Source organism: Intrasporangium flavum (assembly GCF_001956915.1).
GTDB lineage: Bacteria > Actinomycetota > Actinomycetes > Actinomycetales > Dermatophilaceae > Monashia > Monashia flava.
The window spans coordinates 1-20,163 of sequence record NZ_MLJO01000023.1; the positions used below are offsets into that span (position 1 = coordinate 1).

Annotated in this window: 26 protein-coding genes; 16 read left to right on the forward strand and 10 right to left on the reverse strand. The window is 74.6% G+C overall.

All coding sequences use genetic code 11. The features are described 5' to 3' along the window. The first annotated feature begins 409 nt into the window (after positions 1-409). Both BIV28_RS16500 and BIV28_RS16505 read left to right on the forward strand, forming a co-directional pair. Positions 410-1,348, forward strand: a complete 939-nt coding sequence (locus BIV28_RS16500) for a serine/threonine-protein kinase (protein ID WP_076263628.1) — start codon at positions 410-412, stop codon at positions 1,346-1,348. A 92-nt stretch (positions 1,349-1,440) separates the two neighbouring features. Further along, entirely contained in the window at positions 1,441-2,094 is a 654-nt protein-coding gene (locus tag BIV28_RS16505) for an LON peptidase substrate-binding domain-containing protein (protein ID WP_076263629.1), read from the forward strand. A 33-nt stretch (positions 2,095-2,127) separates the two neighbouring features. Here the strand turns inward: BIV28_RS16505 and BIV28_RS16510 are convergent, their stop codons facing one another. Continuing rightward, entirely contained in the window at positions 2,128-2,835 is a 708-nt protein-coding gene (locus BIV28_RS16510; RefSeq protein WP_076263630.1) for a M50 family metallopeptidase, read from the reverse strand. A 223-nt stretch (positions 2,836-3,058) separates the two neighbouring features. Between BIV28_RS16510 and BIV28_RS16515 the strand changes: the two genes are divergently transcribed. After that, positions 3,059-3,805, forward strand: a complete 747-nt coding sequence (locus tag BIV28_RS16515) for a matrixin family metalloprotease (protein WP_083707438.1) — start codon at positions 3,059-3,061, stop codon at positions 3,803-3,805. 147 nt (positions 3,806-3,952) lie between these two features. Here the strand turns inward: BIV28_RS16515 and BIV28_RS16520 are convergent, their stop codons facing one another. Genes BIV28_RS16520 through BIV28_RS16530 form a run of 3 tightly spaced genes read right to left on the reverse strand, consistent with a single transcriptional unit; the run spans position 3,953 to position 7,186 of the window. Beyond that, positions 3,953-4,450 carry a DUF427 domain-containing protein gene (locus tag BIV28_RS16520; protein WP_076263632.1) on the reverse strand — a complete coding sequence of 166 codons (498 nt, stop codon included), beginning with the start codon at positions 4,448-4,450 and terminating at the stop codon, positions 3,953-3,955. Further along, complete coding sequence (locus tag BIV28_RS16525; RefSeq protein WP_076263633.1) at positions 4,447-5,673, reverse strand: cysteine desulfurase-like protein; 1,227 nt, start codon at positions 5,671-5,673, stop codon at positions 4,447-4,449. Before BIV28_RS16525 ends, BIV28_RS16520 begins: the two co-directional genes overlap by 4 nt. Before the next feature lie 43 nt (positions 5,674-5,716). Continuing rightward, a complete protein-coding gene (locus BIV28_RS16530; protein WP_076263634.1) occupies positions 5,717-7,186 on the reverse strand; it encodes an FAD-binding oxidoreductase in 1,470 nt (489 codons plus the stop codon). Between the two features lie 185 nt (positions 7,187-7,371). Between BIV28_RS16530 and BIV28_RS16535 the strand changes: the two genes are divergently transcribed. The 3 genes from BIV28_RS16535 (at position 7,372) to BIV28_RS16545 (ending at position 9,405) form a co-directional block, all read left to right on the forward strand. Continuing rightward, a complete protein-coding gene (locus tag BIV28_RS16535) occupies positions 7,372-7,902 on the forward strand; it encodes a mycothiol transferase (protein WP_076263635.1) in 531 nt (176 codons plus the stop codon). Between the two features lie 14 nt (positions 7,903-7,916). Then, positions 7,917-8,423, forward strand: coding sequence for a nitroreductase family deazaflavin-dependent oxidoreductase (locus BIV28_RS16540; RefSeq protein WP_076263636.1), 507 nt, complete (start codon positions 7,917-7,919; stop codon positions 8,421-8,423). Positions 8,424-8,520: 97 nt separating this feature from the next. After that, positions 8,521-9,405 (forward strand): CPBP family intramembrane glutamic endopeptidase, encoded by an 885-nt coding sequence (locus tag BIV28_RS16545; RefSeq protein WP_083707440.1) that lies wholly within the window; start codon positions 8,521-8,523, stop codon positions 9,403-9,405. A gap of 43 nt (positions 9,406-9,448) precedes the next feature. Here the strand turns inward: BIV28_RS16545 and BIV28_RS16550 are convergent, their stop codons facing one another. Beyond that, positions 9,449-9,733, reverse strand: a complete 285-nt coding sequence (locus tag BIV28_RS16550) for a hypothetical protein (RefSeq protein WP_207556048.1) — start codon at positions 9,731-9,733, stop codon at positions 9,449-9,451. Positions 9,734-10,025: 292 nt separating this feature from the next. Between BIV28_RS16550 and BIV28_RS16555 the strand changes: the two genes are divergently transcribed. Further along, positions 10,026-10,523, forward strand: coding sequence for a GNAT family N-acetyltransferase (locus BIV28_RS16555; RefSeq protein WP_076263638.1), 498 nt, complete (start codon positions 10,026-10,028; stop codon positions 10,521-10,523). Here BIV28_RS16555 and BIV28_RS16560 read toward each other — a convergent pair. After that, a complete protein-coding gene (locus tag BIV28_RS16560) occupies positions 10,505-11,353 on the reverse strand; it encodes a hypothetical protein (protein ID WP_083707441.1) in 849 nt (282 codons plus the stop codon). The genes BIV28_RS16555 and BIV28_RS16560 overlap by 19 nt on opposite strands. Before the next feature lie 144 nt (positions 11,354-11,497). Here BIV28_RS16560 and BIV28_RS16565 point away from each other — a divergent pair, with 144 nt between their 5' ends. Continuing rightward, on the forward strand, positions 11,498-11,839 hold the full coding sequence (locus BIV28_RS16565) for an MmcQ/YjbR family DNA-binding protein (RefSeq protein ID WP_242653100.1): 342 nt from the start codon (positions 11,498-11,500) through the stop codon (positions 11,837-11,839). Here the strand turns inward: BIV28_RS16565 and BIV28_RS16570 are convergent. Beyond that, positions 11,821-12,480, reverse strand: coding sequence for a uridine kinase family protein (locus BIV28_RS16570; RefSeq protein ID WP_076263640.1), 660 nt, complete (start codon positions 12,478-12,480; stop codon positions 11,821-11,823). The two genes, BIV28_RS16565 and BIV28_RS16570, sit on opposite strands and share 19 nt — an antisense overlap. Positions 12,481-12,599: 119 nt before the next feature. Between BIV28_RS16570 and BIV28_RS16575 the strand changes: the two genes are divergently transcribed. Further along, a complete protein-coding gene (locus tag BIV28_RS16575) occupies positions 12,600-13,265 on the forward strand; it encodes a Type 1 glutamine amidotransferase-like domain-containing protein (protein WP_076263641.1) in 666 nt (221 codons plus the stop codon). A gap of 2 nt (positions 13,266-13,267) precedes the next feature. Continuing rightward, entirely contained in the window at positions 13,268-13,738 is a 471-nt protein-coding gene (locus BIV28_RS16580) for a YfbM family protein (protein WP_076263642.1), read from the forward strand. An 80-nt stretch (positions 13,739-13,818) separates the two neighbouring features. Here the strand turns inward: BIV28_RS16580 and BIV28_RS16585 are convergent, their stop codons facing one another. Together BIV28_RS16585 and BIV28_RS16590 are read right to left on the reverse strand one after the other, a co-directional pair. Beyond that, a complete protein-coding gene (locus BIV28_RS16585) occupies positions 13,819-14,313 on the reverse strand; it encodes a DUF6194 family protein (protein WP_076263643.1) in 495 nt (164 codons plus the stop codon). A 62-nt stretch (positions 14,314-14,375) separates the two neighbouring features. Then, positions 14,376-14,996, reverse strand: coding sequence for a TetR/AcrR family transcriptional regulator (locus BIV28_RS16590; protein ID WP_076263644.1), 621 nt, complete (start codon positions 14,994-14,996; stop codon positions 14,376-14,378). 147 nt (positions 14,997-15,143) lie between these two features. Here BIV28_RS16590 and BIV28_RS16595 point away from each other — a divergent pair, with 147 nt between their 5' ends. After that, positions 15,144-16,019 (forward strand): alpha/beta hydrolase, encoded by an 876-nt coding sequence (locus tag BIV28_RS16595; protein WP_076263645.1) that lies wholly within the window; start codon positions 15,144-15,146, stop codon positions 16,017-16,019. 50 nt (positions 16,020-16,069) lie between these two features. Here BIV28_RS16595 and BIV28_RS16600 read toward each other — a convergent pair whose 3' ends face one another. Beyond that, entirely contained in the window at positions 16,070-16,477 is a 408-nt protein-coding gene (locus BIV28_RS16600) for a VOC family protein (protein ID WP_076263646.1), read from the reverse strand. Positions 16,478-16,710: 233 nt separating this feature from the next. Here BIV28_RS16600 and BIV28_RS16605 point away from each other — a divergent pair, with 233 nt between their 5' ends. The 5 genes from BIV28_RS16605 (at position 16,711) to BIV28_RS16625 (ending at position 20,054) form a co-directional block, all read left to right on the forward strand. After that, on the forward strand, positions 16,711-17,067 hold the full coding sequence (locus BIV28_RS16605) for a hypothetical protein (protein ID WP_076263647.1): 357 nt from the start codon (positions 16,711-16,713) through the stop codon (positions 17,065-17,067). After that, positions 17,067-18,044 carry an FAD:protein FMN transferase gene (locus BIV28_RS16610; protein WP_076263648.1) on the forward strand — a complete coding sequence of 326 codons (978 nt, stop codon included), beginning with the start codon at positions 17,067-17,069 and terminating at the stop codon, positions 18,042-18,044. Before BIV28_RS16605 ends, BIV28_RS16610 begins: the two co-directional genes overlap by 1 nt. Continuing rightward, a complete protein-coding gene (locus tag BIV28_RS16615) occupies positions 18,044-18,607 on the forward strand; it encodes a ferric reductase-like transmembrane domain-containing protein (protein WP_076263649.1) in 564 nt (187 codons plus the stop codon). The genes BIV28_RS16610 and BIV28_RS16615 overlap by 1 nt, the downstream gene beginning before the upstream one ends. A gap of 81 nt (positions 18,608-18,688) precedes the next feature. Beyond that, positions 18,689-19,825, forward strand: coding sequence for an NADH-ubiquinone oxidoreductase-F iron-sulfur binding region domain-containing protein (locus BIV28_RS16620; protein ID WP_083707442.1), 1,137 nt, complete (start codon positions 18,689-18,691; stop codon positions 19,823-19,825). Next, positions 19,809-20,054 carry a ferredoxin gene (locus BIV28_RS16625; RefSeq protein ID WP_076263650.1) on the forward strand — a complete coding sequence of 82 codons (246 nt, stop codon included), beginning with the start codon at positions 19,809-19,811 and terminating at the stop codon, positions 20,052-20,054. The genes BIV28_RS16620 and BIV28_RS16625 overlap by 17 nt, the downstream gene beginning before the upstream one ends. Positions 20,055-20,163: the final 109 nt, after the last annotated feature.

Consider the following 20,163-nt stretch of genomic DNA (forward strand, 5'->3'; position numbering starts at 1 on the left):
CCTTCGTCATCGCGTGCGCGTCCACCGGGATTTGAGGAGGAGCTGGGAGGCGGCCGAGGAACGAGGCCTGATCCGAACGACGGAGTCCCCCCTCGCGCCCGGCGCGACAAGCCGCCAGATGGTGCGTTGGCGCGGCGCAGCGGCGTCGGAGACCGCAACGAGCGACCACGTGGTGGGTTGCCGCGGGCGGCCAGCGGTACCGGGGCGAAAGGTGATGCTTCGGGCGGTTGAAGGCCGGACCCGCGGGGTATGTTGACCCGGTCGCTGAACGGGGGTCGGCGACGTGTCCGGTCACGAACGTGAAATTCTCAAGCACCCGTCCAGGTCACCTACCATGACTCGGACGAAGGCCCCCTGAGATGTCGAACGACGTGCACCTTCCGTCCGAAAGGCCCGGGTGCCAACCCCCATGAACCGTCTCCACGAAGGCTTCGTCCTCGGTGAGCGCTACTGCCTCGTGCGGCGCATCGCCTCCGGTGGCATGGCCGACGTCTGGGAAGGGTCGGACGACGTCCTCAAGCGCCACGTCGCCGTCAAGATCATGCGTCCGGACGCCGACCACGAGCGTCTCTTCGCCCTCCGCTTCCGCGACGAGGCCGTGCACTCGGCCGCCCTCATGCACACGAACATCGCCACCGTCTTCGACTACGGCGAGGACGACGGCCTGGCCTTCCTCGTCATGGAGCTCGTCGACGGCGAGCCGCTGTCGAAGATCCTCGCCGAGCGCGCGCCGCTCGAGCCGATGGAGGTCCGCTCGATCCTCGGGCAGGCGGCCCTCGCCCTCGGTGTCGCCCACGAGGCACGCGTCGTGCACCGCGACGTCAAGCCGGCCAACATCCTCGTGCGCCCCGACGGCGTGGTGAAGCTGACCGACTTCGGCATCGCGCGCGCCCTCGACGCCTCGGGCCACACCCAGCACGGCGAGATGCTCGGCACGCCGAACTACATCAGCCCCGAGCAGGCCCTCGGCCACGCCGCCACCGGATCGAGCGACCTCTACGCGCTCGGCGTCGTGGGCCACGAGATGCTCGCGGGCCAGCGTCCGTTCGACCGCGGCACCCCGATCGCCACGGCGCTCTCGCACGTCAACGAGCCGCCCCCGCCGCTGCCCGACTCCGTGCCCCAGGACCTGCGCGCGCTCATCGCCGACTGCCTCCAGAAGGATCCGGAGAAGCGTCCGACGAACGCGGCCGAGTTCGCCATCCGGCTCGGCCTCGGCGACCACGAGGTCGTCGGGCTCGCGCTGGGCCTCGCGCAGGCGATCACCGGTCAGGCCGTCGAGGACGAGCCGGAGCCCACGCAGGCGATGCCCCTGGACGTGCTCGACGAGCCCGAAGCGGCTCGCTGACCGACGGGTCGGGCGGCTCCGTGGGCACCGCAGCCCGGGCAGGCCGGATGCGCCGGCCTGACGCGCCCGCGTCGGGAACCTAGGCTGGCGGCATGGCGACGTTGCCGCTCTTCCCGCTCGGCACCGTGCTCCTGCCCGGGGCGCGGCTGCCGCTGCAGATCTTCGAGCCGCGCTACGTCGCGCTGCTGCGCGACCTGCTCGCCGGGCAGGAGGAGCGTTCGCCGGTGTTCGGGGTCGTCGCGATCCGTGAGGGCTACGAGGTCGGCGACGACGGCGTCCGGGCGCTGCACCCGATCGGCTGCGCGGCGCTGCTGACCCAGGCCGCGGCCTTGGAGAACGAGCGGTTCTTCGTCGTCTCGGAGGGAACCCGGCGGTTCCGTCTCGACGGTGTCGACGCCGAGGCCGGCACGCCGTACGCGACGGGCGAGGTGACGTGGCTCGACGAGGTCGAGGGCGACGCCGTGGCCGTGGCCGAGCTCGCCGCGCGGTTGCGGGCCGCGCTCGTGTCGTTCGCGACGACGGTCGGCGCGAGCGAGCTGGAGCTGGCCGACGACGACCGGCTGCTGTCGTACTCGGTGCCGCAGACCGTGAGCCTCGACGTCGGCGACCGCCAGCGGCTGCTCGAGTGCGTGGACACCGAGTCGCGGCTGCGCCTGGGGCTGCAGCTGGTGCGGCGCGAGAAGGAGTTCGCGGCGACGCTCGGGGCCGTGGCCAACCCGCCGTCCTCGCCGCCGAACCTCAACTGAGGCGCGGCGGGCGGTGCCGCGTTCGGTGCGGCGTCAGGACAGCGCCGACCACACCTCGACGCCGACGACCCACGTGGCCAGGGCGCACACCGCGACGAACGTCAGGTTCCACAGGATCCGCGGCAGGTGGGTCAGCTGGCCCAGCACCGCCGGGTCGCTCGCGCCCGAGCGGTCGGCGAGCACGGCGAGCAGGTGGCGCCACGCGCCGACGAGCAGCACGACGCCGAGACCGATGAGCACCTGCGCCTGCAGCGTGTCGTCGCGCCACCACCACAGCGCCGCCGAGCCGCCGATCGCCACGAGCATGACGACGACGGTGAGGGCCGAGCGCACCCGCACCAGGGCGAAGAGCAGGATGACGAGGCCGGCCGTGATGAGCGGCGCGGACCAGCCGCGTCCGGCCGCCCACACCATGAGGGCGCCGACCAGTGCCGGCGCCGGGTAGCCGGCCCACGTCGAGGCGACGCGGCCGGGTCCGCGGGCGGGCCCGCGGGTCACGGCGTGGCCGGACATGTCGCCGCGGAGGACGAAGCCGGTGAACTGGCGGCCGACGAGGACGCCGATGACGGCGTGGCCGAGCTCGTGCACGAGGGTGACGACGAGCCGGACGACGCGCCACAGGGGCTCGACGGCGACGAGGACGAACGCGACGCCGAGCACGACCAGGACGCTCGTGGTGCCGATCGCGAGGTGGCCCGCCGTGGGCACGACGCGGTCGTGGACGGCGTCGAAGAGGTTCACGGACAGGAGAACCTAGCCGATGCGGTTGTGGACCCGCAGCCCGCCCGGCCCGGACGCCGGTGGCGGGGGCCGGGGGCGAGTCAGCAGGACATCCGGCGCGGTTTTCGGCAGAGTCGGGGTCATGCGTCAGGGGTTCCGTCGTCGTGCGCCCGGCCGCCACCGGGCGGGTCGGGAGGGCGACAGGCCCTTCTGGCGACGACCTGTACCGCTCGCGGGCGTTGCGGTGGTCGTGCTCCTCGCCCTCGTCGTGCCGTGGCTGTGGCAGTCCCGGCCCTTCGACCCACGGCACGGTTTCGGGCCCGACTACCCACCGGCGGGCATCGGCGCGGCCCAGGCGCCGATCGGCGCCCCGCCGAAGGCGCCGGGCGGGCGCGGCGGGTACGCGTTCATGCAGCTGCAGGCCGATGGCCGCCACCCTGTCGCCTACGATCCCTGCCGGCCGGTCCACTTCGTCGTCAGCAGCGTCGGCCTCCCGGAGGGGGGCGAGGCCCTGGTGCGCGAGGCCGCCGCCGTCATGTCGCAGGCCTCGGGCCTGCAGTTCGTCTACGACGGGCTGACCGACGAGGCGCCCGACCCGGACCGCGACCCGTACCAGCCCGAGCGCTACGGCGACCGCTGGGCGCCGGTCTACCTGTCCTTCGCCACGCCCGAGGAGGTCCCCGGGCTCGCCGGCGGGGCCATCGGCCTCGGCGGCAGCACGCCGCGTGCCGCGAGCGACGGCCTGCTCGTCTACGTCACCGGCGCCGTGTGGCTCGACCGCGACCCCATGACCGCCCTGCTCACGGCCGGCCGCCGGGACTCGGCCCGGGCCGTCGTCGAGCACGAGATCGGGCACGTGCTCGGGCTCGGGCACGTGCAGGACTCCTCCGAGCTGATGTGGGAGTCCGGCGGGGCGGTGTCCGGCCCGGCCGACGGCGACCGCCGCGGGCTCGCGATCCTGGGTCGCGGCTCCTGCCGACCGGACCTCTGAGGGCGGGCGGGCGTCTCGACGCGCCTCTGCGTTGCTCCACCACACGAGCCGGTCCCGGTGGCAGGGCGGCGTGGCTCGCGTGGTGGAGCAACGCAGAGCGAGCGGCCGAGGACGGCTGGCGCTCCGGCGGCGCGCCGGGTCACCGGGTCACCAGCCCCAGGTGCCGGGCCCGCCCTTGAAGGGGCCGACGACCCGGTCGGTCACCCAGCCGCCGTAGAACCCGCCCTCCTGCGGCCGCACCCGCTCGCCGTCGACGAAGCACGCGTCGACGAGCCCCGGCATGACGGCCACGTGACCGGAGAGCGCGGCGTACGCGTCGACCGGCTCGGGGTAGGTCCACGCCGCCCGCGCGGCGCGACGGTCGCCGCCGACGACGTCGAAGTAGGACGCGCGTCCCTTCCACTCGCACACCGTGTGGCCCTCGACGGGCACGAGCGCGCCGTCGACGAACGCGTCGACCGGCAGGTAGTAGGTGGGCGGGTGGCTCGTCTCGAGCACCCGGAGCGAGGCACGGGTGCGGGCCACGACGACGCCGCCGAGCTGCACCTCGACGAGCTCGCCCGACGCGTCGAGCGCGGGTGGGCGCGGGTAGTCCCAGACCGACTCCTGGCCGGGGCCCGGCGACTCGGGGACCGGGCGCGTCACCGCTCGGCCCCGACGATCTCCTCGACGCCGCGCGCGAGGCGCTCGACGTCGTCGGTGCTCGTGTACGGCGCGAGCCCGGCGCGGACGCCACCGCCCGCGCCGAGGCCGAGGTGGTGGCTGCACTCCCAGGCGTAGAAGTGGCCGGCGGGCGCGCTGACGCCCCGCTCGGCCAGGCCGGCGCGGACCGCCTGCGGGTCGAGGCCGTCGACGGTGAACAGCAGCGTCGGCGTGCGCCGCTTGGCGTTGCTCCACACGGTCAGGCCCGGCACCGCGCGCAGGCGCTCCTCGAGCGTCGCGAGGAGGGCGTCCTCGTGCGCCTCGAGGGCCGCGAACGAGGCGACGAGCGCCTCCCGACGGGTGCGGGTTCCCGACGCGTCGGGAGCGGCACCGTCGAGGGTCGCGAGGAAGTCGACCGCCGCGGTGGTGCCGGCGAGCAGCTCGTAGGGCAGGGTGCCGAGCTCGAAGCGCTCCGGGACGGCGTCCGTGGAGGGCACGAGCTTGGCCGGGTGGAGCGTCTCGAGCAGCTCGGGCCGGGCGGCAAGGGTGCCGAGGTGCGGCCCGAGGAACTTGTACGGCGAGCACACCCAGAAGTCGGCGCCGGAGGCCGGGACGTCGGTCGAGACGTGCGCCGTCGCGTGGACGCCGTCGACCCACAGGAGTGCGCCGGCGTCGTGGGCCACGTCGGCGATGGCCGGCAGGTCGGGCCGGGTGCCGATGAGGTTGGAGGCCGCGGTGACGGCCACGAGGCGGGTCCGGTCGGACACGACAGCCGCGACGTCCGACGCGTCGAGCTCGCCCGTGGCCGGGTCGAACGCGACCCAGCGGACCGTGGCGCCGCGAGCCTCCGCGGCCAGCACCCAGGGGCGCACGTTGGCGTCGTGGTCGAGGCGCGAGACGACAACCTCGTCGCCGGGGCCCCAGCCGGTCGAGAGGGTCCGGGCCAGGTGGAAGGTCAGCTCGGTGGCGCTGCGACCGAAGACGACCCCGCGCGGGTCGGCGCCGAGCAGGTCACCGATCGCCGCGCGGGCCTCGAGCACGACGCCGTCGGCGCGGCGCTCGGCCGGAGTCACGGTGCCGCGGTTGGAGATCGAGGACGTCATCGTGTCGGCGACGGCGCGGGCCACGACCTCGGGCGTCTGCGAGCCGCCCGGTCCGTCGAAGTGGGCCACGCCCGAGCGCAGCGAGGGGAAGTGGGAGCGGACGCGGTCGACGTCGAGGGCCATGCCCCGAGCGTAGGCCGACCGCGTCCGCTCCGCCCCTGTCACGTCAGTCGCTGACGCGGCCGTTCTCGAAGAGTCTCGGCACGCGGTGGTTGGCGACGAAGCGGTTGTCCGAGTCGTAGGCCGACCGGATCCCCTTGAGCTGCAGCCAGGTCAGCTCGTCGAAGGCCTTGCGCACGTCGGTCGGCTCCTCGGCGAAGTTGAGGTAGGTCCGGCCTGACTCGAACGGGCGCATCGCCGCGACGAGCCGGTCGGCGTCGGCCCGGCCGGCCGCGGCCAGCTCGGGCGTGGCCGCGATGCCGACGGCGAAGAGCGCGTGCTGGGCGTCGAGGTGGGTCAACGCGCCGCCGTTTTCGGCCGGGCGGCCCAGGGCCCCGCCGAGCTGGCGCAGCTCGGTCGACAGCAGCGAGGTGCCCGAGTCGGGACCGGACTGCTCGAGCAGCGTGTCGACGGCGGCGTCGGTCATCGTGCCGACCATGGCCGAGCCGGAGACGCCCGGCGTCGGGCCCTCGGGGTCCATGTGGATCCGCGGCAGGGCGCGGGCCGGCACCCGGTCGAACGTGTCGATCTCGGGGCCGAGGCCCCGCAGCAGCGACAGCACGGCCCGGGCCTGGGCGTCGCAGTCGTCGACGGCGCCGTCGACGACGACGAGCGACCGGCCGCGCAGCGGCTCCGGGATCATCGGCAGCGGCGGCAGGTTGAGCAGCCGCAGCGACGTCGAGACGCAGTCGGGGGCGTCGGCGGCCCACTCGGCCCAGCGACGCACGACGCGGTCGGCGTGCCGGACGTCCCACACGAGCATGCCCGCGTAGGCCGTCTCGATCGGGTAGAGGCGGAACTCGATCGCCGTGACGACGCCGAAGTTGCCACCGCCGCCGCGCAGCGCCCAGAAGAGCTCGCGGTTCTCCGACGCGTCGGCACGCACGTGCTCACCGTCGGCGGTGACGAGCTCGATGGCGGTGACGCTGTTCGACGCGAGGCCGAGCTTCCTGGCGTACCACCCGATCCCGCCACCCAGCGTGTAGCCGGCGATGCCGACGTCGGGCGAGCTGCCGTGGAGCGCGGCGAGGCCGTGGTCGGCGGCCGGCTCGGTGGCGTCGATCCAGATCGCGCCGCCCTCGACGCGGGCGGTGCGACGCACCGGGTCGATGCTGACGCCGCGCATCTCGTGCATCCGGACGAGGACGACGTCGGACAGGCCCTGGGCGACGAGCGGGCCGGGGTTGTGGCCCGTGCTCTGCGCCGCGACGCGGAGCCCCTCGGCGGCGGCGGCGCGGACGGCGGCCTGGACGTCGGCGACGGTGCGCGGCACGACGACGGCGGCCGGACGCTGGTCCACCGCGACGTTCCACGGCAGGCGGGCCGCCTCGTAGCCTGCGTCGCCGGGACGGTGGACGGGCAGCTGGACGGGCAGCTGGACGGGTAGCGGGACCGCACCCTGACGCGGGCCGGCGAGGCTCGTGGCCTGCTCGGTCGCGCCGTCGGCGTCGACGGGGGTGGTGAGGTCGATGGTCATGCTGGGGCTCCTCTGGCTCCTCGGTGTGGTGTCGGGGTGCCCGCCCCACGGGGTCGTGCGGGGCGGGCATCGGGGAGTCAGAGGCGCTGCGCCGCGGGCAGATACACGCACGGCGAAACGTCCGGATTCCTCCCGCGCGTCGCGCGGCGGGCCTCGGCGTCGGCGCGCGGGTGCATGCTGGGGTGATGGCAGACGACTCGACGAAGACCGCCCACGACCTGCTCGTCGACGGCTTCGGCCGCATCCAGGAGGGCGTCCCCGACGTCGTCGACGGGCTGTCCGTCGACGAGCTGCTCTGGCGCCCCGACCCCGAGGCCAACCACGTCGCGTGGCTCGTGTGGCACCTCGCCCGCCAGCAGGACGACCAGGTCGCCGGACTCGCGGGCGGCGGCCCGGCGTGGCTCGAGGACGGTTGGGTCGACCGGTTCGACCTGCCCTACGCGCCCGAGGCGCACGGGTGGAGCATGAGCAGCGACGACGTCGGGGCCTTCACGGTCGCCGACCCCGCTCTCTTCGCGGCCTACCAGGGCGCGGTGCACGCGCGGACGCTCGCGCTGCTCGACGGACTCGACGCCGACCGCTACGCCGAGGTCATCGACGACCGGTGGGACCCGCCCGTCACGGTCGGCGTGCGCATCGTGTCGGTGTTCGACGACGCCGCCAAGCACCTCGGGCAGGCCGAGTACGTCCGCGGGCTGATCCTGCGCCGACGCTGAGGGCCGGTCCGCAGGTGGCCGCCGCGACCCCGTCGATCCCGCCCTGGCTCAAGGCGCTCTACGCGGCGCCGAACGCGCTCTACGACCACGGTCTCGGTCGGCTGCTCGGGCACCGGTTCCTCCGGCTCGAGCACGTCGGGCGTCGCTCGGGCCGCACGTACACGGCGGTGGTCGAGGCCCTCCAGTACGACCCGGTCACGGGTGAGGCCGTCGTCATGGCCGGCTACGGGCACGGGGCCGACTGGCTGCGCAACGTCCGCGCGGCCGGCTCCGCGCGGGTCGAGTTCGCCCACGGGCCCCGCCCGGCGTCGGTGCGGCTGCTCGACGTCGAGGAGGCGGCCGGCGTGCTCGAGGGCTACGAGCGGCGCCACCCGGTGCTGCGCCCGGCCCTGCGGCCCTACCTGTCCTCGCTCGCGGGATGGCGCTACGACGGCTCCCCCGAGGCCCGGCGACGGCTCGTCGCGCAGCTGCCGATGGTGGCCTTCCGCCCGCTTCGTCCGGGTGTGGCCCCGCACGCGTGAGACCCGTGTGACCTGCGTGGCCCGTGGGTGAGGAACGGGTCACTCGCGGTGCACGAAGCACAGAACGGACACAGGAATCCGTGTCATGGTTGAAGGGATGACCACCCCGATCCTGAGCACCGACGCCGTCGCCGCACCCCGCGCTGACGGCGTTTCCGCGCTCCCGTCGCAGCAGGCGCCGCAGGCGCTTCAGGCCTCGCGCCGACGCCACGGCCACCGCGGGCACCACGACTCGCACGAGGTGGTCCGCGCCCGGCGGCTCCGGCTCATCGCCCGGGGCCGGCGCGCCCGTCTCGCCTCGACGGTGGCCGTCGTCTTCGCCCTCGTCGGCGTCAACCTCGCCAACCACCTGCTCGGCTGGGACACGATGTGGCTCGGCCCGGTGGGCGCGGCCGTGCTCATCGCGTTCGCGCGCTGGCAGGGCCTGACCTGGCACCAGCTCGGCCTGGCCCGCCGCACCCACGCCCGCGGCATCCGGTGGGGCCTCGGCGTCATCGGCGTCGTCGGGCTCGTCTACCTCGCCGGGATCCTGATGCCGTCGACGCGCAGCGCCTTCCTCGACGCCCGCTACCACCTGCCGCCGGCGTCGGCCCTGCTCACGGCGTTCGTCATGATCCCGCTCGGCACGGTGCTGCTCGAGGAGGTCGCGTTCCGCTCGGTGCTGTGGGGCTTCCTGTCGCGGCACGCGCGGATGTGGCAGGTGCTCCTCGGCAGCTCGATGCTCTTCGGCCTGTGGCACGTGCTGCCGGCCGCGGCCTCGGCCACCGGCAACGCCGCCATCGGCGACGCGTTCGCCGCCTTCGGCCCGTGGGCCAAGGTGGCCGTCATCGTCGGCACCGTGCTCTTCACGGCGTTCGGCGGCGTCGTCGCCGGCGAGCTGCGCCGCCGCAGTGGCAGCGTGTTCGCGAGCGTCGGGATGCACTGGGCGACGAACTCGCTCGGCGTGCTCTTCGGCGTCCTCGCCTGGCGTCTCGCCGCCTGACCCGCGTCCGCAACGGACGCGAGCGAACGCGAGCGGGCGGGCCTCAGACCCCGGCGGCCTCGCGCACGGTGCGGCGGGCGGGCGTGTCGTGGTGGATCTCGTCACCGCAGTGCGAGCAGCACCAGCCGGCGGCGTCCTTGACGTAGCGGTGCCCGGCCGTGCGGCACGTGCGGGTCTGCGCGGAACCGCGCCACCCCTGCGGGGTCTCGTCACGGTGGCCACCGCGGACGAAGGCCGTGCCGACGAGCGAGACGAAGACGAGGCCGATGAGCACGAGCGGCCACGCGGCGACCAGAGAGGTCGCCTCACCGAGAATCACCGGGTTCATGGCGACCACTCTCCCGGCCGCCGTGCAAGGGACCGGGTCGCGAAACGGCAAGAACGGCGCAAGAACGGCACAACCGCCCGACGCCGGTGCGCCCCACCCCGCGGTGCGCGTCGGCCGCAGGAGTGCGCGCTTGCCTCACCCGTGCGCGCTGCACGGCGCACCTGCCGCGGAACCGCGCACTCCTGACGCGAACGCGCACTGAGGCCAGCGGCGTCGGGACGGGACGCGTCGCGTCGGGCCGCTGCGCGATACCCGGGTGCGAGGTGTCCGGCGAGCACCGCATACTCCCGGCATGTCCTTCACGATCCGCGCCGCCCGGCCCGAGGACTTCGCCCGGCTCGGCGACCTCACGGCCGCGGCCTACCTCGACGACGGCCTGCTCGACTTCGGCGCCGGCGACCCGTACCTCGCGGTGCTGCGTGACGTGGCCTCGCGGGCCGAGCACGCCGAGGTGCTCGTCGCCGTCGACCCGGAGGGCACGGTGCTCGGTGGCGTGACGTTCGTCGGGTCGCAGGGGCGGTTCGCCGACATCGCGGGCCCCGACGAGGCCGAGTTCCGCACGCTCGCCGTGGCCCCCGAAGGACGGGGCCAGGGCGTCGGGACCGCGCTCGTGAAGGAGTGCATCGACCGGTCGCGCGCGCTGGGGCGGCGCCGCATCGTGCTGTCGACCCAGCCGATGATGCACGCCGCCCACCGCGTCTACGAGCGGTTCGGGTTCGTCCGGGTGCCCGAGCGCGACTGGAACCCCATCGAGGACCTGTGCCTCCTCGTCTACGCCCTCGAGCTCTGACCGGACGCGTCGGTCGCGTCGGCCGCGTCCGCCGCCCTCGCGGCGCGGACCCGCACGATGAGGTCGCGGACGGCGTCGACGATGGTCGGGTCGAGCTCGACGTGAGCCTCCAGGAGCCCGAGCAGCGTCTGCGCCGCGTCGGCGTTGCGCTCGTAGCCCGGCAGCAGGTCGGCGAGCGGCAGGACGTCCGGGCCGAACCGGCGCTCGACGCCGCGGTCCACGACGAACACGTCCTGACGCGTCCCGGTGCCCAGGCCGAGGTGGTCGAGGATCGTGACCCACCGGTCGAGGGCGTAGCCCTGGATGAAGCGGGTGGCCGTCAGGCGCTCGCCGCGCAGGTCGCGGTGCAGGCCGACGTAGAGGTTGGTGATCGCCTCCCCCACCTCGTGGTCGAGCGACGGCGGCTGCGGCACCGGCACCTTCGGCCGGTCGAGGCCGGCGGGAGCGTCGGCCCGACTCCAGTGGATGCGGCCCGGGGGGTACCCGGCGGTGTCCATCTGGGCGAGGGTGAAGACGGCGTACTCGGCGAAGAGCCCGTCGGCGAGCAGGGCTTTGCGCCCGGCGCCGCTGTTCTCGAACGACCAGACCACCGGCTGCGCGGCCTCGAGCCAGTCGACGTCGGCGAGGTAGCGCTCGAGGGCGGTCGGGTCGTCGACGACGACGAAGAAGTCGGCGTCGGAGTGCTCGTCGATGCGGTGCAGGTCGAGCCCCACGGAGCCGAGGCCGAGCAGGGCCACGGCGTCGCCGCGCTCGGCGAGCACGGCGCCGAGCCGGTCGAGGAAGGCGAGCAGGCGCTCGCGCATCGGGGCGAACGGGTTGTCGGACGTCATGGCGTCGCTCCTTGGGACCGTGATGGTGGGAGTCGACGTTTCAGCCCGCCCGGACAGCCGTCGGGGTCGCGACGCGCTCACGCTACGCGCGGGCCCCGCCGCTGTCGAGAGTCGCGGGGGCGTGGCAGGGTGGAAGGCGTGCCGGTGACCATCGACGAGGTGAGGGCTGTCGCGGACCTGCTGCCCAGGTCCTACGAGGTGCTCGTGCGCGACCGCGTGAAGTTCCGGGTCGGGCGCACCGTGTGGCTCGCGTTCTCCGCCGACGAGACGCAGATGGGGTTCGCCTTCCCGCGCGAGGAGCGTGACGTGCTCGTCGCCAGCGAGCCCGAGGTCTTCCTCATGCCGCGTCGCAGCGACCTGCGGTTCAACTGGGTCGAGGTGCGCCTCGACGCCATCGACGCCGACCGGATGCGCGAGATCGTCATCGACGCCTGGCGGCTCGTCGTGCCGAAGACCGTCGCGCTCGCCTACAGCGCCGACCGCTGACGGCGCGGCCCGTCCGTCACCGACACGTGCCCGGTCGCCCCGTCGGAGGCGGCGGTGCCGTCGACGACGAGATCCGCTCGGGTCCACGGCTGCTCGGCCTCGAGGAACGGCCGCTCGGCCGACATCCACTCGTCCCAGAACGCCTCGGCCTCCTCGCGCGTTCGGCCGAGCGTGATGTCCCGCTCGATGCCGCGGCGGCGCGCCTCGACGTCGTCGGAGGCCACCCAGACCACGAGCCGCGCGAAGGGTGCCAGCTCGTGGCGCGCGGCGCCGACGCCCTCGATGACGAGGTCGACCCCGGCCGGGACCTCGAGGTGCCCGGGCCGGTCCTGGCTGACCCAGCCCGGCGGCCGGTAGCGCACGGCCTCGCCGGCCAGCCACGGCCGCACGACGCCGTCGAGCATCTCGGCCGCCCAGTCGCTCGGATGCAGGTGCCAGGCCACGTCGTCGGTCGCGATCACCTGCCCACCGCGGGCCCGCGTGGCCGCGGCGGCGAAGGTGCTCTTGCCCGCTCCGGAGCGGCCATCGACGAGGACGAGGCCGGGGCCCTCGTCCGCTGTCGGCGCGAGCAGGTCGGCCAGGTCCGCGCACGACACCCGGCGGAACGGGCCGAAGGGCGGCTCGGAGGTCTCGGCGTCCATGGCCCGAGTATGGACGGCCCGACGCGCGCGGCGCCCTGACGACACCGCGGCCGCGGACACCCCAGGCGTCGGCAGGCGCGGCTAGTCTCACGAGCGGCATCGATCCCATGGAGGTGGCAGTGAAGCTTCTTCTCAGCTCAGGCGGTATCTCGAACCCGAGCATCGAGGACGCCCTCGTCGCGATGCTCGGCAAGCCGGTCGCCGAGAGCACCGCGCTGTGCATCCCCACCGCCAACTACGGCCACCCGGGGGTGCCGCCCGAGAACACGTGGCGGTTCATCGCCGGCCGCTCCCCCTCCCGCATGACCGACCTCGGGTGGAAGTCCGTCGGGGTGCTCGAGCTGACGGCGCTGCCGACGATGGACGCCGACCGCTGGGTGCCGTGGGTCCGCGACGCCGACTGCCTGCTCGTCGACGGCGGCGACGCCCTGTACCTCGCGCACTGGATGCGCGAGTCCGGCCTCGCCGACCTGCTGCCGAGCCTCGACGGCGTCTGGGTGGGGGTCAGCGCCGGCAGCATGGTCATGACGCCGCGCATCGGCCCCGACTTCGTCCGGTGGCAGCCGCCCGGCGGTGGCGATGAAGCGCTCGGGGTCGTCGACTTCTCGATCTTCCCGCACCTCGACCACCCGTGGATGCCCGAGAACACGATGGACGAGGCCGAGCGTTGGGCCGCCGGGCTCGGCGTGCCGGCCTACGCGATGGACGACGCGACGGCCATCAGCGTCGTCGACGGCGCCGTCGAGGTCGTGTCCGAGGGCACGTGGAAGCGCCTCGACCAGTGAGCATGGTCTGGACGGCCTTCCGCCGCGACGCCAAGACCGCCCGTGCCCTGTGCGAGGACCCTGGCGGCGTCGAGGAGCTCCTCGAGGCCGACGACCCCACCTCCGTCGACGTCGACAAGGCGTGGCACGCCATCCACTGGCTGCTGACCGGCTCGGACGACGCGACCCCCGCGGTCGTGTCGGCCGTCATCCTCGGCGGCGAGCCCGTCGGCGACGACGTCGGCTACGGTCCGGCGCGGATCCTCTCGCCGTCCGACGTCGGTACGGTGGCCGCCGCGCTGCGCGAGCTCGACGCGCCGACGCTTCGAGGCCGCATGGACGCGCCGGCCATGACCGAGGCAGGGATCTACCCGATGATCTGGGACGAGGACGACATCTTCGAGGAGTACCTCGGCCCGTCCTACGAACGCCTGCGCGAGTTCTACCTGTCGGCCGACGACGCCGGCGAGGCCGTGATCCAGGTCCTCTGCTGACCGGCAGGTGCGGTGCTGGGCCGCGCGCAGGTCGAGGAGATCGTGAGGACCCCGCGGTCTCCGTCGCCGTGCTGCTCGGCTCAGTCGGGGACGGATGCGTCCCCGTGGCGTCGCTCGGCGCGGCGTCGGGCGTCGGCGTGGGCCTCCCGGACGAGGCCGAGCGCGAGGGCCAGCGTGCGCTCCCCGGGCGTCACCACCGCGAGCCAGCCGAGCGAGCCGTACACCGGGTGCGGGAGGACGACGTCGGACGCCGCGAAATCGAAGGCCGCACCCGCGTCGGTGCGCTCGCTGAAGGCGCGTGGGCTCTCGCCGACGAGCTGCTCGAAGACGCGGGCGCCGACGTGGACGTTGAGTCGCCACCGACCGGGTGGGTCGAGGCGCGAGGCCGCGTCGTCGGGGTAGTCCTTCGTGACGAGCGTCGCGAACGGCTGGGTGGCCGGCACGACGCCGTCGGGTGCGAAGTAGGCGAAGTGGTCGCCCCACGCGATCTCGGGGAACGCGCTGCCCGGCTCCGGCGAGAGCACGAGCACGCCGTCGAGCGACCGGATCACGTCGAGGACCTCGTCCATACCCATGGGAGAAGTGTCGTCCTCACGTGCGCGGGCCGGTGGGTCGACGCGTCCGTCAGTCCGAGTCGTCAGTCGGCCGCGTCGAGCCCGGCGACGCCGCGAGCCGTGGTGACGAAGGCCGGCGCCGTGACGTCGACGCCGTCGAGGTAGCCCCCGACGAGCGCGGCGTCGCGCAGCAGCACGAGGGCTGCGGCCATGGCCTCGGGGTCGGGTGACCCGGCGGCGCGCGCGAGGTCGGTCAGGGTCTGCCGGAACCACGTGCGGTGTGCGGTGACGATGTGACGCACCGGGCTTGCGGCGTCAGGGAACTCGGCCGCCGCGTTGATGAAGGGGCAGCCGCGCGTGTGGTACCTGCTGACGTCGTCGGCCACGGCGTCGACGACGCGTTCGAGCAGCTCCCGAGCCGTGCGGCCGCCGGACTCGGCGGCCGTGAAGTACCCGCGGATCGTGGCGTCCTCGGACTGCAGGTAGGCGGCGACGAGCGCCTCCTTGCCGGTGAAGTGGCGGTACATGGTGGCCCGCGTGACGCCGGCCTCGGCGAGGATCCGGTCGACGCCGACGCCGTTGATGCCCTCGCGGTAGAAGAGGCGGGAGGCGGCCTCGAGGAGCCGGTCGCGGCCGGGGGCGCGCGAGGGCTGGGACCCCGGGTCCGGGGCGGGAGGCGTCGCGGCGTGGGGCGCGTCGGTCACGTCGTCACGCTAACGCAGGCCGGTGCGCGTCGGACTCTGGTCAGGGGCGCCGGGAGTCGCTACCGTAGAACGATCGTTCTATGAGGTGGTCGCACCCAGAGGCGGCCACCCGTCCAGACACTCGCCACGGCCGACCGGGAGCCCCTCATGACCACGACCCCGACCAGCACCATCACCGCCCGCGAGCGTGCCGAGGTGGAGGCGGCCAACGCGAGCGGCAAGCGCCCCGTCGTCCTCGTCCACGGCCTCTGGCTGCTCGCCGGCAGCTGGGACGCCTGGCGCGAGCACCTCGAGTCGCTCGGCTACGCGACCGTCGCCGCCGACTGGCCCGGTGACCCCGCGACCGTCGAGGAGGCCCGCGCCAACCCCGACGCGTTCGCCGGGGTGACGGTCGGACAGGTCACCGACCACGTCGCCGAGCTCATCGGCGCGCTGAACCGCGAGCCGGTCGTCATCGGGCACTCCTTCGGCGGGCTCATCACCCAGAAGCTCGCCGGGATGGGGCTCGCCCACGCCGCCGTCGCCATCGACCCGGCCCCGTTCCGCGGCGTCCTTCCCCTGCCGCTGTCGGCACTGCGCGCGTCCTCGCCGGTGCTCGGCAACCCGGCCAACTACCGCCGGGCCGTCTCGCTGACCTTCGACCAGTTCCGCTACGCCTTCGCCAACGCCGTGTCCGCGGAGGAGGCGGCCGACCTCTACCGCGCGTATCCCGTTCCGGCACCGGGCCGCCCGCTGTTCCAGGCCGCGACGGCCAACCTCGACCCGCGCACCGAGGCCAGCGTCGACTCCGAGCGGGCCGACCGTGGTCCGCTGCTCGTCATCAGCGGCGAGAAGGACCACATCGTGCCGTGGGCGGTCAGCCACGCGGCCTTCAAGAAGCAGTTCCGCAACGCGAACCCCACCGAGATCGTCGAGATCCCCGGTCGGGGGCACTCGCTCGTCGTCGACAGCGGCTGGCGTGAGGTGGCCGACGCCGCGACGATGTTCCTCGAGCGCCACGGCGCCGGCCCCGACGCGTCCTGACGCCTCCAGTGCGCCCGGTGGTGCCCGACGCGTCGGGCACCACCTCGCCTTCAGGTGGTGATGCGGAAGGCGCGCGGCGGGCGGGTGCCCATCTCGGGCGCGCCGCGCTCGATGCAGAACTCGTTGCCCTCCGGGTCGGCCATGGTGACCCAGCCCGGGCCCTCGGGCGTGCGGTGGTCGCCGACGACCGTGGCACCGAGGGCGAGGGCCCGCTCGACCCACTCGTCGCGGGTGCCCTCGTCGGGGGCGAGGTCGAGGTGCTGGCGGTTCTTGGCCGTCTTGCCCTCGGGCACCGGGATGAAGAGCAGCCCGAGCCCGGAGGGCGGGAACGACGGCGCGACGACGACCTCCGGGTCGTCGTCGTAGTAGACGTTCCAGCCGAGCAGCTCGGACCAGAAGGTCCCCAGGGCACGGGCGTCGGCGCAGTCGAAGGTCACGTTGTGGATGTGCAGCGTCATGGCGCCAGCGTCGTGCCCTGTCGCCTTGCGGCGCAAGCGGATTCCCCGACGCGTGCCAGCCTGCTCCCAGCCTCGCCGGAGGATGCGCAGGGGAACGTCCGGATCGAGCTGTTTCGGCGGGAACGCGTTCAGGGGGCGCCGCGATGATTGATGCCGGGGTCACCGCACGACCACAGCAGGCCCACAGCGGCGCTCGCGACGGTTGAGGGGTCAACCTCTCGAAGGAGTCCCCCATGAGCCCCGTGCCTCGCGCCCTGAGCCGCGCCCGTCTGTGGACGTCGGGTCTGCTGACCGCCTCGACCCTCCTCGTCGGCGGCATCGGCGTCCACCTCGCCCAGGACCACACGGCGTCGGTGGCCACCACCTCGTCGACGACCACGACCTCCGGCACGGCGAGCGACACGTCGGGCTCGTCGAGCGCCTCGGACACCTCGTCCAGCAGCTCGGACACCTCGTCCAGCAACGACTCCAGCAGCAGCTCGAGCAGCTCGAGCAGTTCGGACACCTCGAACCAGTCCTCCGGCTTCCAGGCCGTCTCGCCGCTCAGCGGCTCCGGCAGCCAGGCCCAGAGCGGGTCGGGCGGCTCGTGATGTCCGCCGCGACCACCACCGGGCCGGCCACGCCCCTCGCCTCCGCGTCGTTCCGCGCCATCGGCACGACGAACACCGTCCTCGTCACCGAGCCCGACGTGCTCGACGCGGCGCTGGCCCTGACCCGGTCGCACCTGCGAGCCGTCGACCGGGCCGTCAGCCGGTTCCGGGACGACTCCGAGGTGAGCCGCCTCGCCGCCCGGGCCCGTCGCGGACCGGCCGAGGCGTTCGTCTCCCCCACCTTCGCCGACTACCTCGACGCGGCCCTGCGCGCGGCGCGCCTCACCGGCGGCCTCGTCGACCCGACGATCGGCTCGGCCCTCGCGGCCGAGGGCTACGACGCCGACCTCGACGCCGTCCGGGCCCGGGGCGTCTTCCACCAGTCGGTCGTCGCTGCCGTGCCGCGCTGGCACAGTGTCCACCTCAACGTCTCGGCCCGACGCGTGTCGGTGGCCCGGGGCACGCTGCTCGACCTCGGCGCCTCCGCCAAGGCGCACGCCGCCGACACCATCGCGGCGATGCTCGGGGACCGGCTGCCCGGTGGCTTCCTCGTCAACCTCGGCGGCGACCTCGCGGTCGGCGGACTCGTGCCAGAGCCCGGCTGGGCGGTCGGCATCGTCGACGCCGCGGGGCACACCGTCCAGGTCGTCGAGTCGACCGGCCAGGCCGTCGCCACGTCGTCGACGCGGCTGCGCACGTGGCAGTCCGACGACGGGCCGCGGCACCACATCGTCGACCCTCGCACGGGCCGCACCGCGCCGGGCGTGTGGGCGCAGGTGTCGTGCGCCGGCGCGTCGTGCCTCGAGGCGAACGCGGCCTCGACCGCCGCGATCGTGCTCGGCGCCGACGCGCCGGACTGGCTGGCGCAGCAAGGCGTCCCGGCCCGCCTCGACGGCGTCGACGGCCGCGTCGTCACGACGCCCGGCTGGCCCGGGCCGACCGCGCCGGTCTCCTCCCGCCCGAGCAGGGCCGCCTGATGAACGAGCTGCTCTGGTACACCTCGCGCGCCACCGGCGTCGCCAGCATCGTCCTGCTCACGGTCGTGCTCGTGCTCGGTCTCGTGACCTCCGGCCGTCGCAGCCCGCACGGCGAGTCCGCCACCGTCGTCATCGCGCTGCACCGCTGGCTCTCGCTCGGGATGCTCGTGTTCCTCGGCGCCCACATCGCCACCGCCGTGGCCGAGACGTACGTGTCGATCGACGCGGTGTCGGCCCTGCTGCCCTTCACGTCCGGCTACGAGACCGCCTGGGTGGGCCTCGGCACGCTGGCCTTCGACGTCCTCCTCGCCGTCGGCGTCACCTCGGCCCTGCGCCACCGGCTCGCCGAGCGCACGTGGCGACGCGTCCACCTGCTGTCGTACGCGATGTGGCCGATGGCGCTCGTGCACGGCCTCGCGCTCGGCACGGCGAACGAGCCGCTGCTGCGCGGGACCACGATCTTCTGCGGCCTCGTCGGTGCCGGCGCGATCGCCTGGCGCTGGAGCGCCACGCGCGCCGACCGGGAGCGTCGCGACGCCGTCGCCGCGCAGCGCTGGACCTGACCCGCCGCCCCGCCGACACCCCAGACACCCCCGACATCCCGACACCCCGCCTGCCCAGACCACGCCGACCAGGAGACCGCCATGGACCGCCTGACCTCCCTGCTCGCCGACGCCGGCCTCACCGGTCGCGGCGGCGCCGCCTTCAGCACGGCCACCAAGCTCGAGGCCGCCCGCGACCACCGCGCCGACCTCATCGTCAACGCCTGCGACGGCGAGCTCGGCGCGGCCAAGGACGCGTGGGTCGTCGAGCACCACCTTCCCGAGCTCGTCGAGGGCGCGGGGCTCGTCGCCGGACGCCGCCGCGCGCGGTTCGCGGCCCACCGCGGCTCGCGCACCGCCGAGCTGCTGCGCCGTGCCGGGCTCGACGTGCTCGAGGCGCCGCCGCGCTACGTGTCCTCCGAGGAGTCCTCGCTCGTGTCCCTGGCCCACGGCGGCCTGGCCCGGCCGGTGACCAAGCGCCAGCCCGTCGCCCGTGGCGGCCTCGACGCGTCGGGCCGGCGGCTGCGGCCGACACTGGTGCTCAACGCCGAGACGACGTGGCGCGTCGCGCAGGTGGCCCGCAACGGCGTCGACTGGTTCCGCGGCTTCGGCACCCCCGACGAGCCCGGCCCGCGCCTCGTCGCCGTCAGCACGCCCCGCGTGCGCGGGCACGTCGTGCAGACCGAGGCCGGCGTGCCGCTCGCCTCGCTGCTCGATGCCGTCGGCGGCCTCGCGCCCGACGCCCCGGCGGTGCTCGTCGGTGGTCTCGGTGGTGCGTTCGTGCCGACCGACGCCGCCTCGCGCCTGACGTGGTCGGGCGCCGACCTCGCGCCCCACGGCGCCACCCTCGGCCCCGGCGTCGTCGAGGTGCTCGGCGCCCACGACTGCCCCCTCGAGTTCGTCGACCGCTGCCTCGCGTGGGCCGCGGGCGAGTCCGCCGGCCAGTGCGGCCCGTGCATGTTCGGCCTGCCCGCCCTCGCCGCCGACTGGCGCGGCGTCGTCACCGGCGACCCGTCGGCCACGGCCCGCGTCCGGTACCGCATCGGGCTGCTGCCGGGCCGCGGCGCGTGCCGCTTCCCCGACGGCGTCGCGCGGTTCGCCGCCACCGCCCTGCACGTCCTCGCCGCCCACGTCGCCGCGCACGAGGCCGGCCACTGCCCCACCCGCACGAGTGCCACCCACGCCACCCAGGCTGCGGGTGCCGCCGACCCGAGGAGCCACCATGTCCTCACCCACTGATCGCTCCGACCGCCCTGACGCCACCCGCCGCCGCCTCGGGCTCGTCGACGACACGACGCTCGCCGTCGACCGCGTCGCGTGCACCGGCCACGGCGTCTGCGCGCAGCTGCTCGCCCAGGTGCGCCTCGACGAGTGGGGCTACCCGATCGTCGACCACGCGTCGGTGCCGGCCACCGAGGCCGACGTCGCGATCCGGCTCTGCCCCGCTCGCGCCCTGTACCGACGCTGACGCCTGGGTCCGCGTGGCGCCACCGGCGCGCTCGCGCGCGCGGCGGGCGTCGAGGTGGCATCGTGAGGCACACGCGGGCGTGTCCCGCCGCTTTGCCGTGTCCGAATGT

Excerpts from the sequence above, each read along its gene's own strand:
- BIV28_RS16620 (WP_083707442.1), top strand. The coding sequence starts at position 18,689 with ATGGACCGCCTGACCTCCCTGCTCGCCGACGCCGGCCTCACCGGTCGC.
- BIV28_RS16600 (WP_076263646.1), bottom strand. The coding sequence starts at position 16,477 with ATGACGCTGCACATCCACAACGTGACCTTCGACTGCGCCGACGCCCGT.
- BIV28_RS16535 (WP_076263635.1), top strand. The coding sequence starts at position 7,372 with ATGGCAGACGACTCGACGAAGACCGCCCACGACCTGCTCGTCGACGGC.
- BIV28_RS16595 (WP_076263645.1), top strand. The coding sequence starts at position 15,144 with ATGACCACGACCCCGACCAGCACCATCACCGCCCGCGAGCGTGCCGAG.
- BIV28_RS16615 (WP_076263649.1), top strand. The coding sequence starts at position 18,044 with ATGAACGAGCTGCTCTGGTACACCTCGCGCGCCACCGGCGTCGCCAGC.
- BIV28_RS16525 (WP_076263633.1), bottom strand. The coding sequence starts at position 5,673 with ATGGCCCTCGACGTCGACCGCGTCCGCTCCCACTTCCCCTCGCTGCGC.
- BIV28_RS16560 (WP_083707441.1), bottom strand. The coding sequence starts at position 11,353 with ATGACGTCCGACAACCCGTTCGCCCCGATGCGCGAGCGCCTGCTCGCC.
- BIV28_RS16625 (WP_076263650.1), top strand. The coding sequence starts at position 19,809 with ATGTCCTCACCCACTGATCGCTCCGACCGCCCTGACGCCACCCGCCGC.
- BIV28_RS16545 (WP_083707440.1), top strand. The coding sequence starts at position 8,521 with ATGACCACCCCGATCCTGAGCACCGACGCCGTCGCCGCACCCCGCGCT.
- BIV28_RS16555 (WP_076263638.1), top strand. The coding sequence starts at position 10,026 with ATGTCCTTCACGATCCGCGCCGCCCGGCCCGAGGACTTCGCCCGGCTC.
- BIV28_RS16505 (WP_076263629.1), top strand. The coding sequence starts at position 1,441 with ATGGCGACGTTGCCGCTCTTCCCGCTCGGCACCGTGCTCCTGCCCGGG.
- BIV28_RS16610 (WP_076263648.1), top strand. The coding sequence starts at position 17,067 with ATGTCCGCCGCGACCACCACCGGGCCGGCCACGCCCCTCGCCTCCGCG.
- BIV28_RS16550 (WP_207556048.1), bottom strand. The coding sequence starts at position 9,733 with ATGAACCCGGTGATTCTCGGTGAGGCGACCTCTCTGGTCGCCGCGTGG.
- BIV28_RS16605 (WP_076263647.1), top strand. The coding sequence starts at position 16,711 with ATGAGCCCCGTGCCTCGCGCCCTGAGCCGCGCCCGTCTGTGGACGTCG.
- BIV28_RS16585 (WP_076263643.1), bottom strand. The coding sequence starts at position 14,313 with ATGGGTATGGACGAGGTCCTCGACGTGATCCGGTCGCTCGACGGCGTG.
- BIV28_RS16530 (WP_076263634.1), bottom strand. The coding sequence starts at position 7,186 with ATGACCATCGACCTCACCACCCCCGTCGACGCCGACGGCGCGACCGAG.
- BIV28_RS16580 (WP_076263642.1), top strand. The coding sequence starts at position 13,268 with ATGGTCTGGACGGCCTTCCGCCGCGACGCCAAGACCGCCCGTGCCCTG.
- BIV28_RS16570 (WP_076263640.1), bottom strand. The coding sequence starts at position 12,480 with ATGGACGCCGAGACCTCCGAGCCGCCCTTCGGCCCGTTCCGCCGGGTG.
- BIV28_RS16500 (WP_076263628.1), top strand. The coding sequence starts at position 410 with ATGAACCGTCTCCACGAAGGCTTCGTCCTCGGTGAGCGCTACTGCCTC.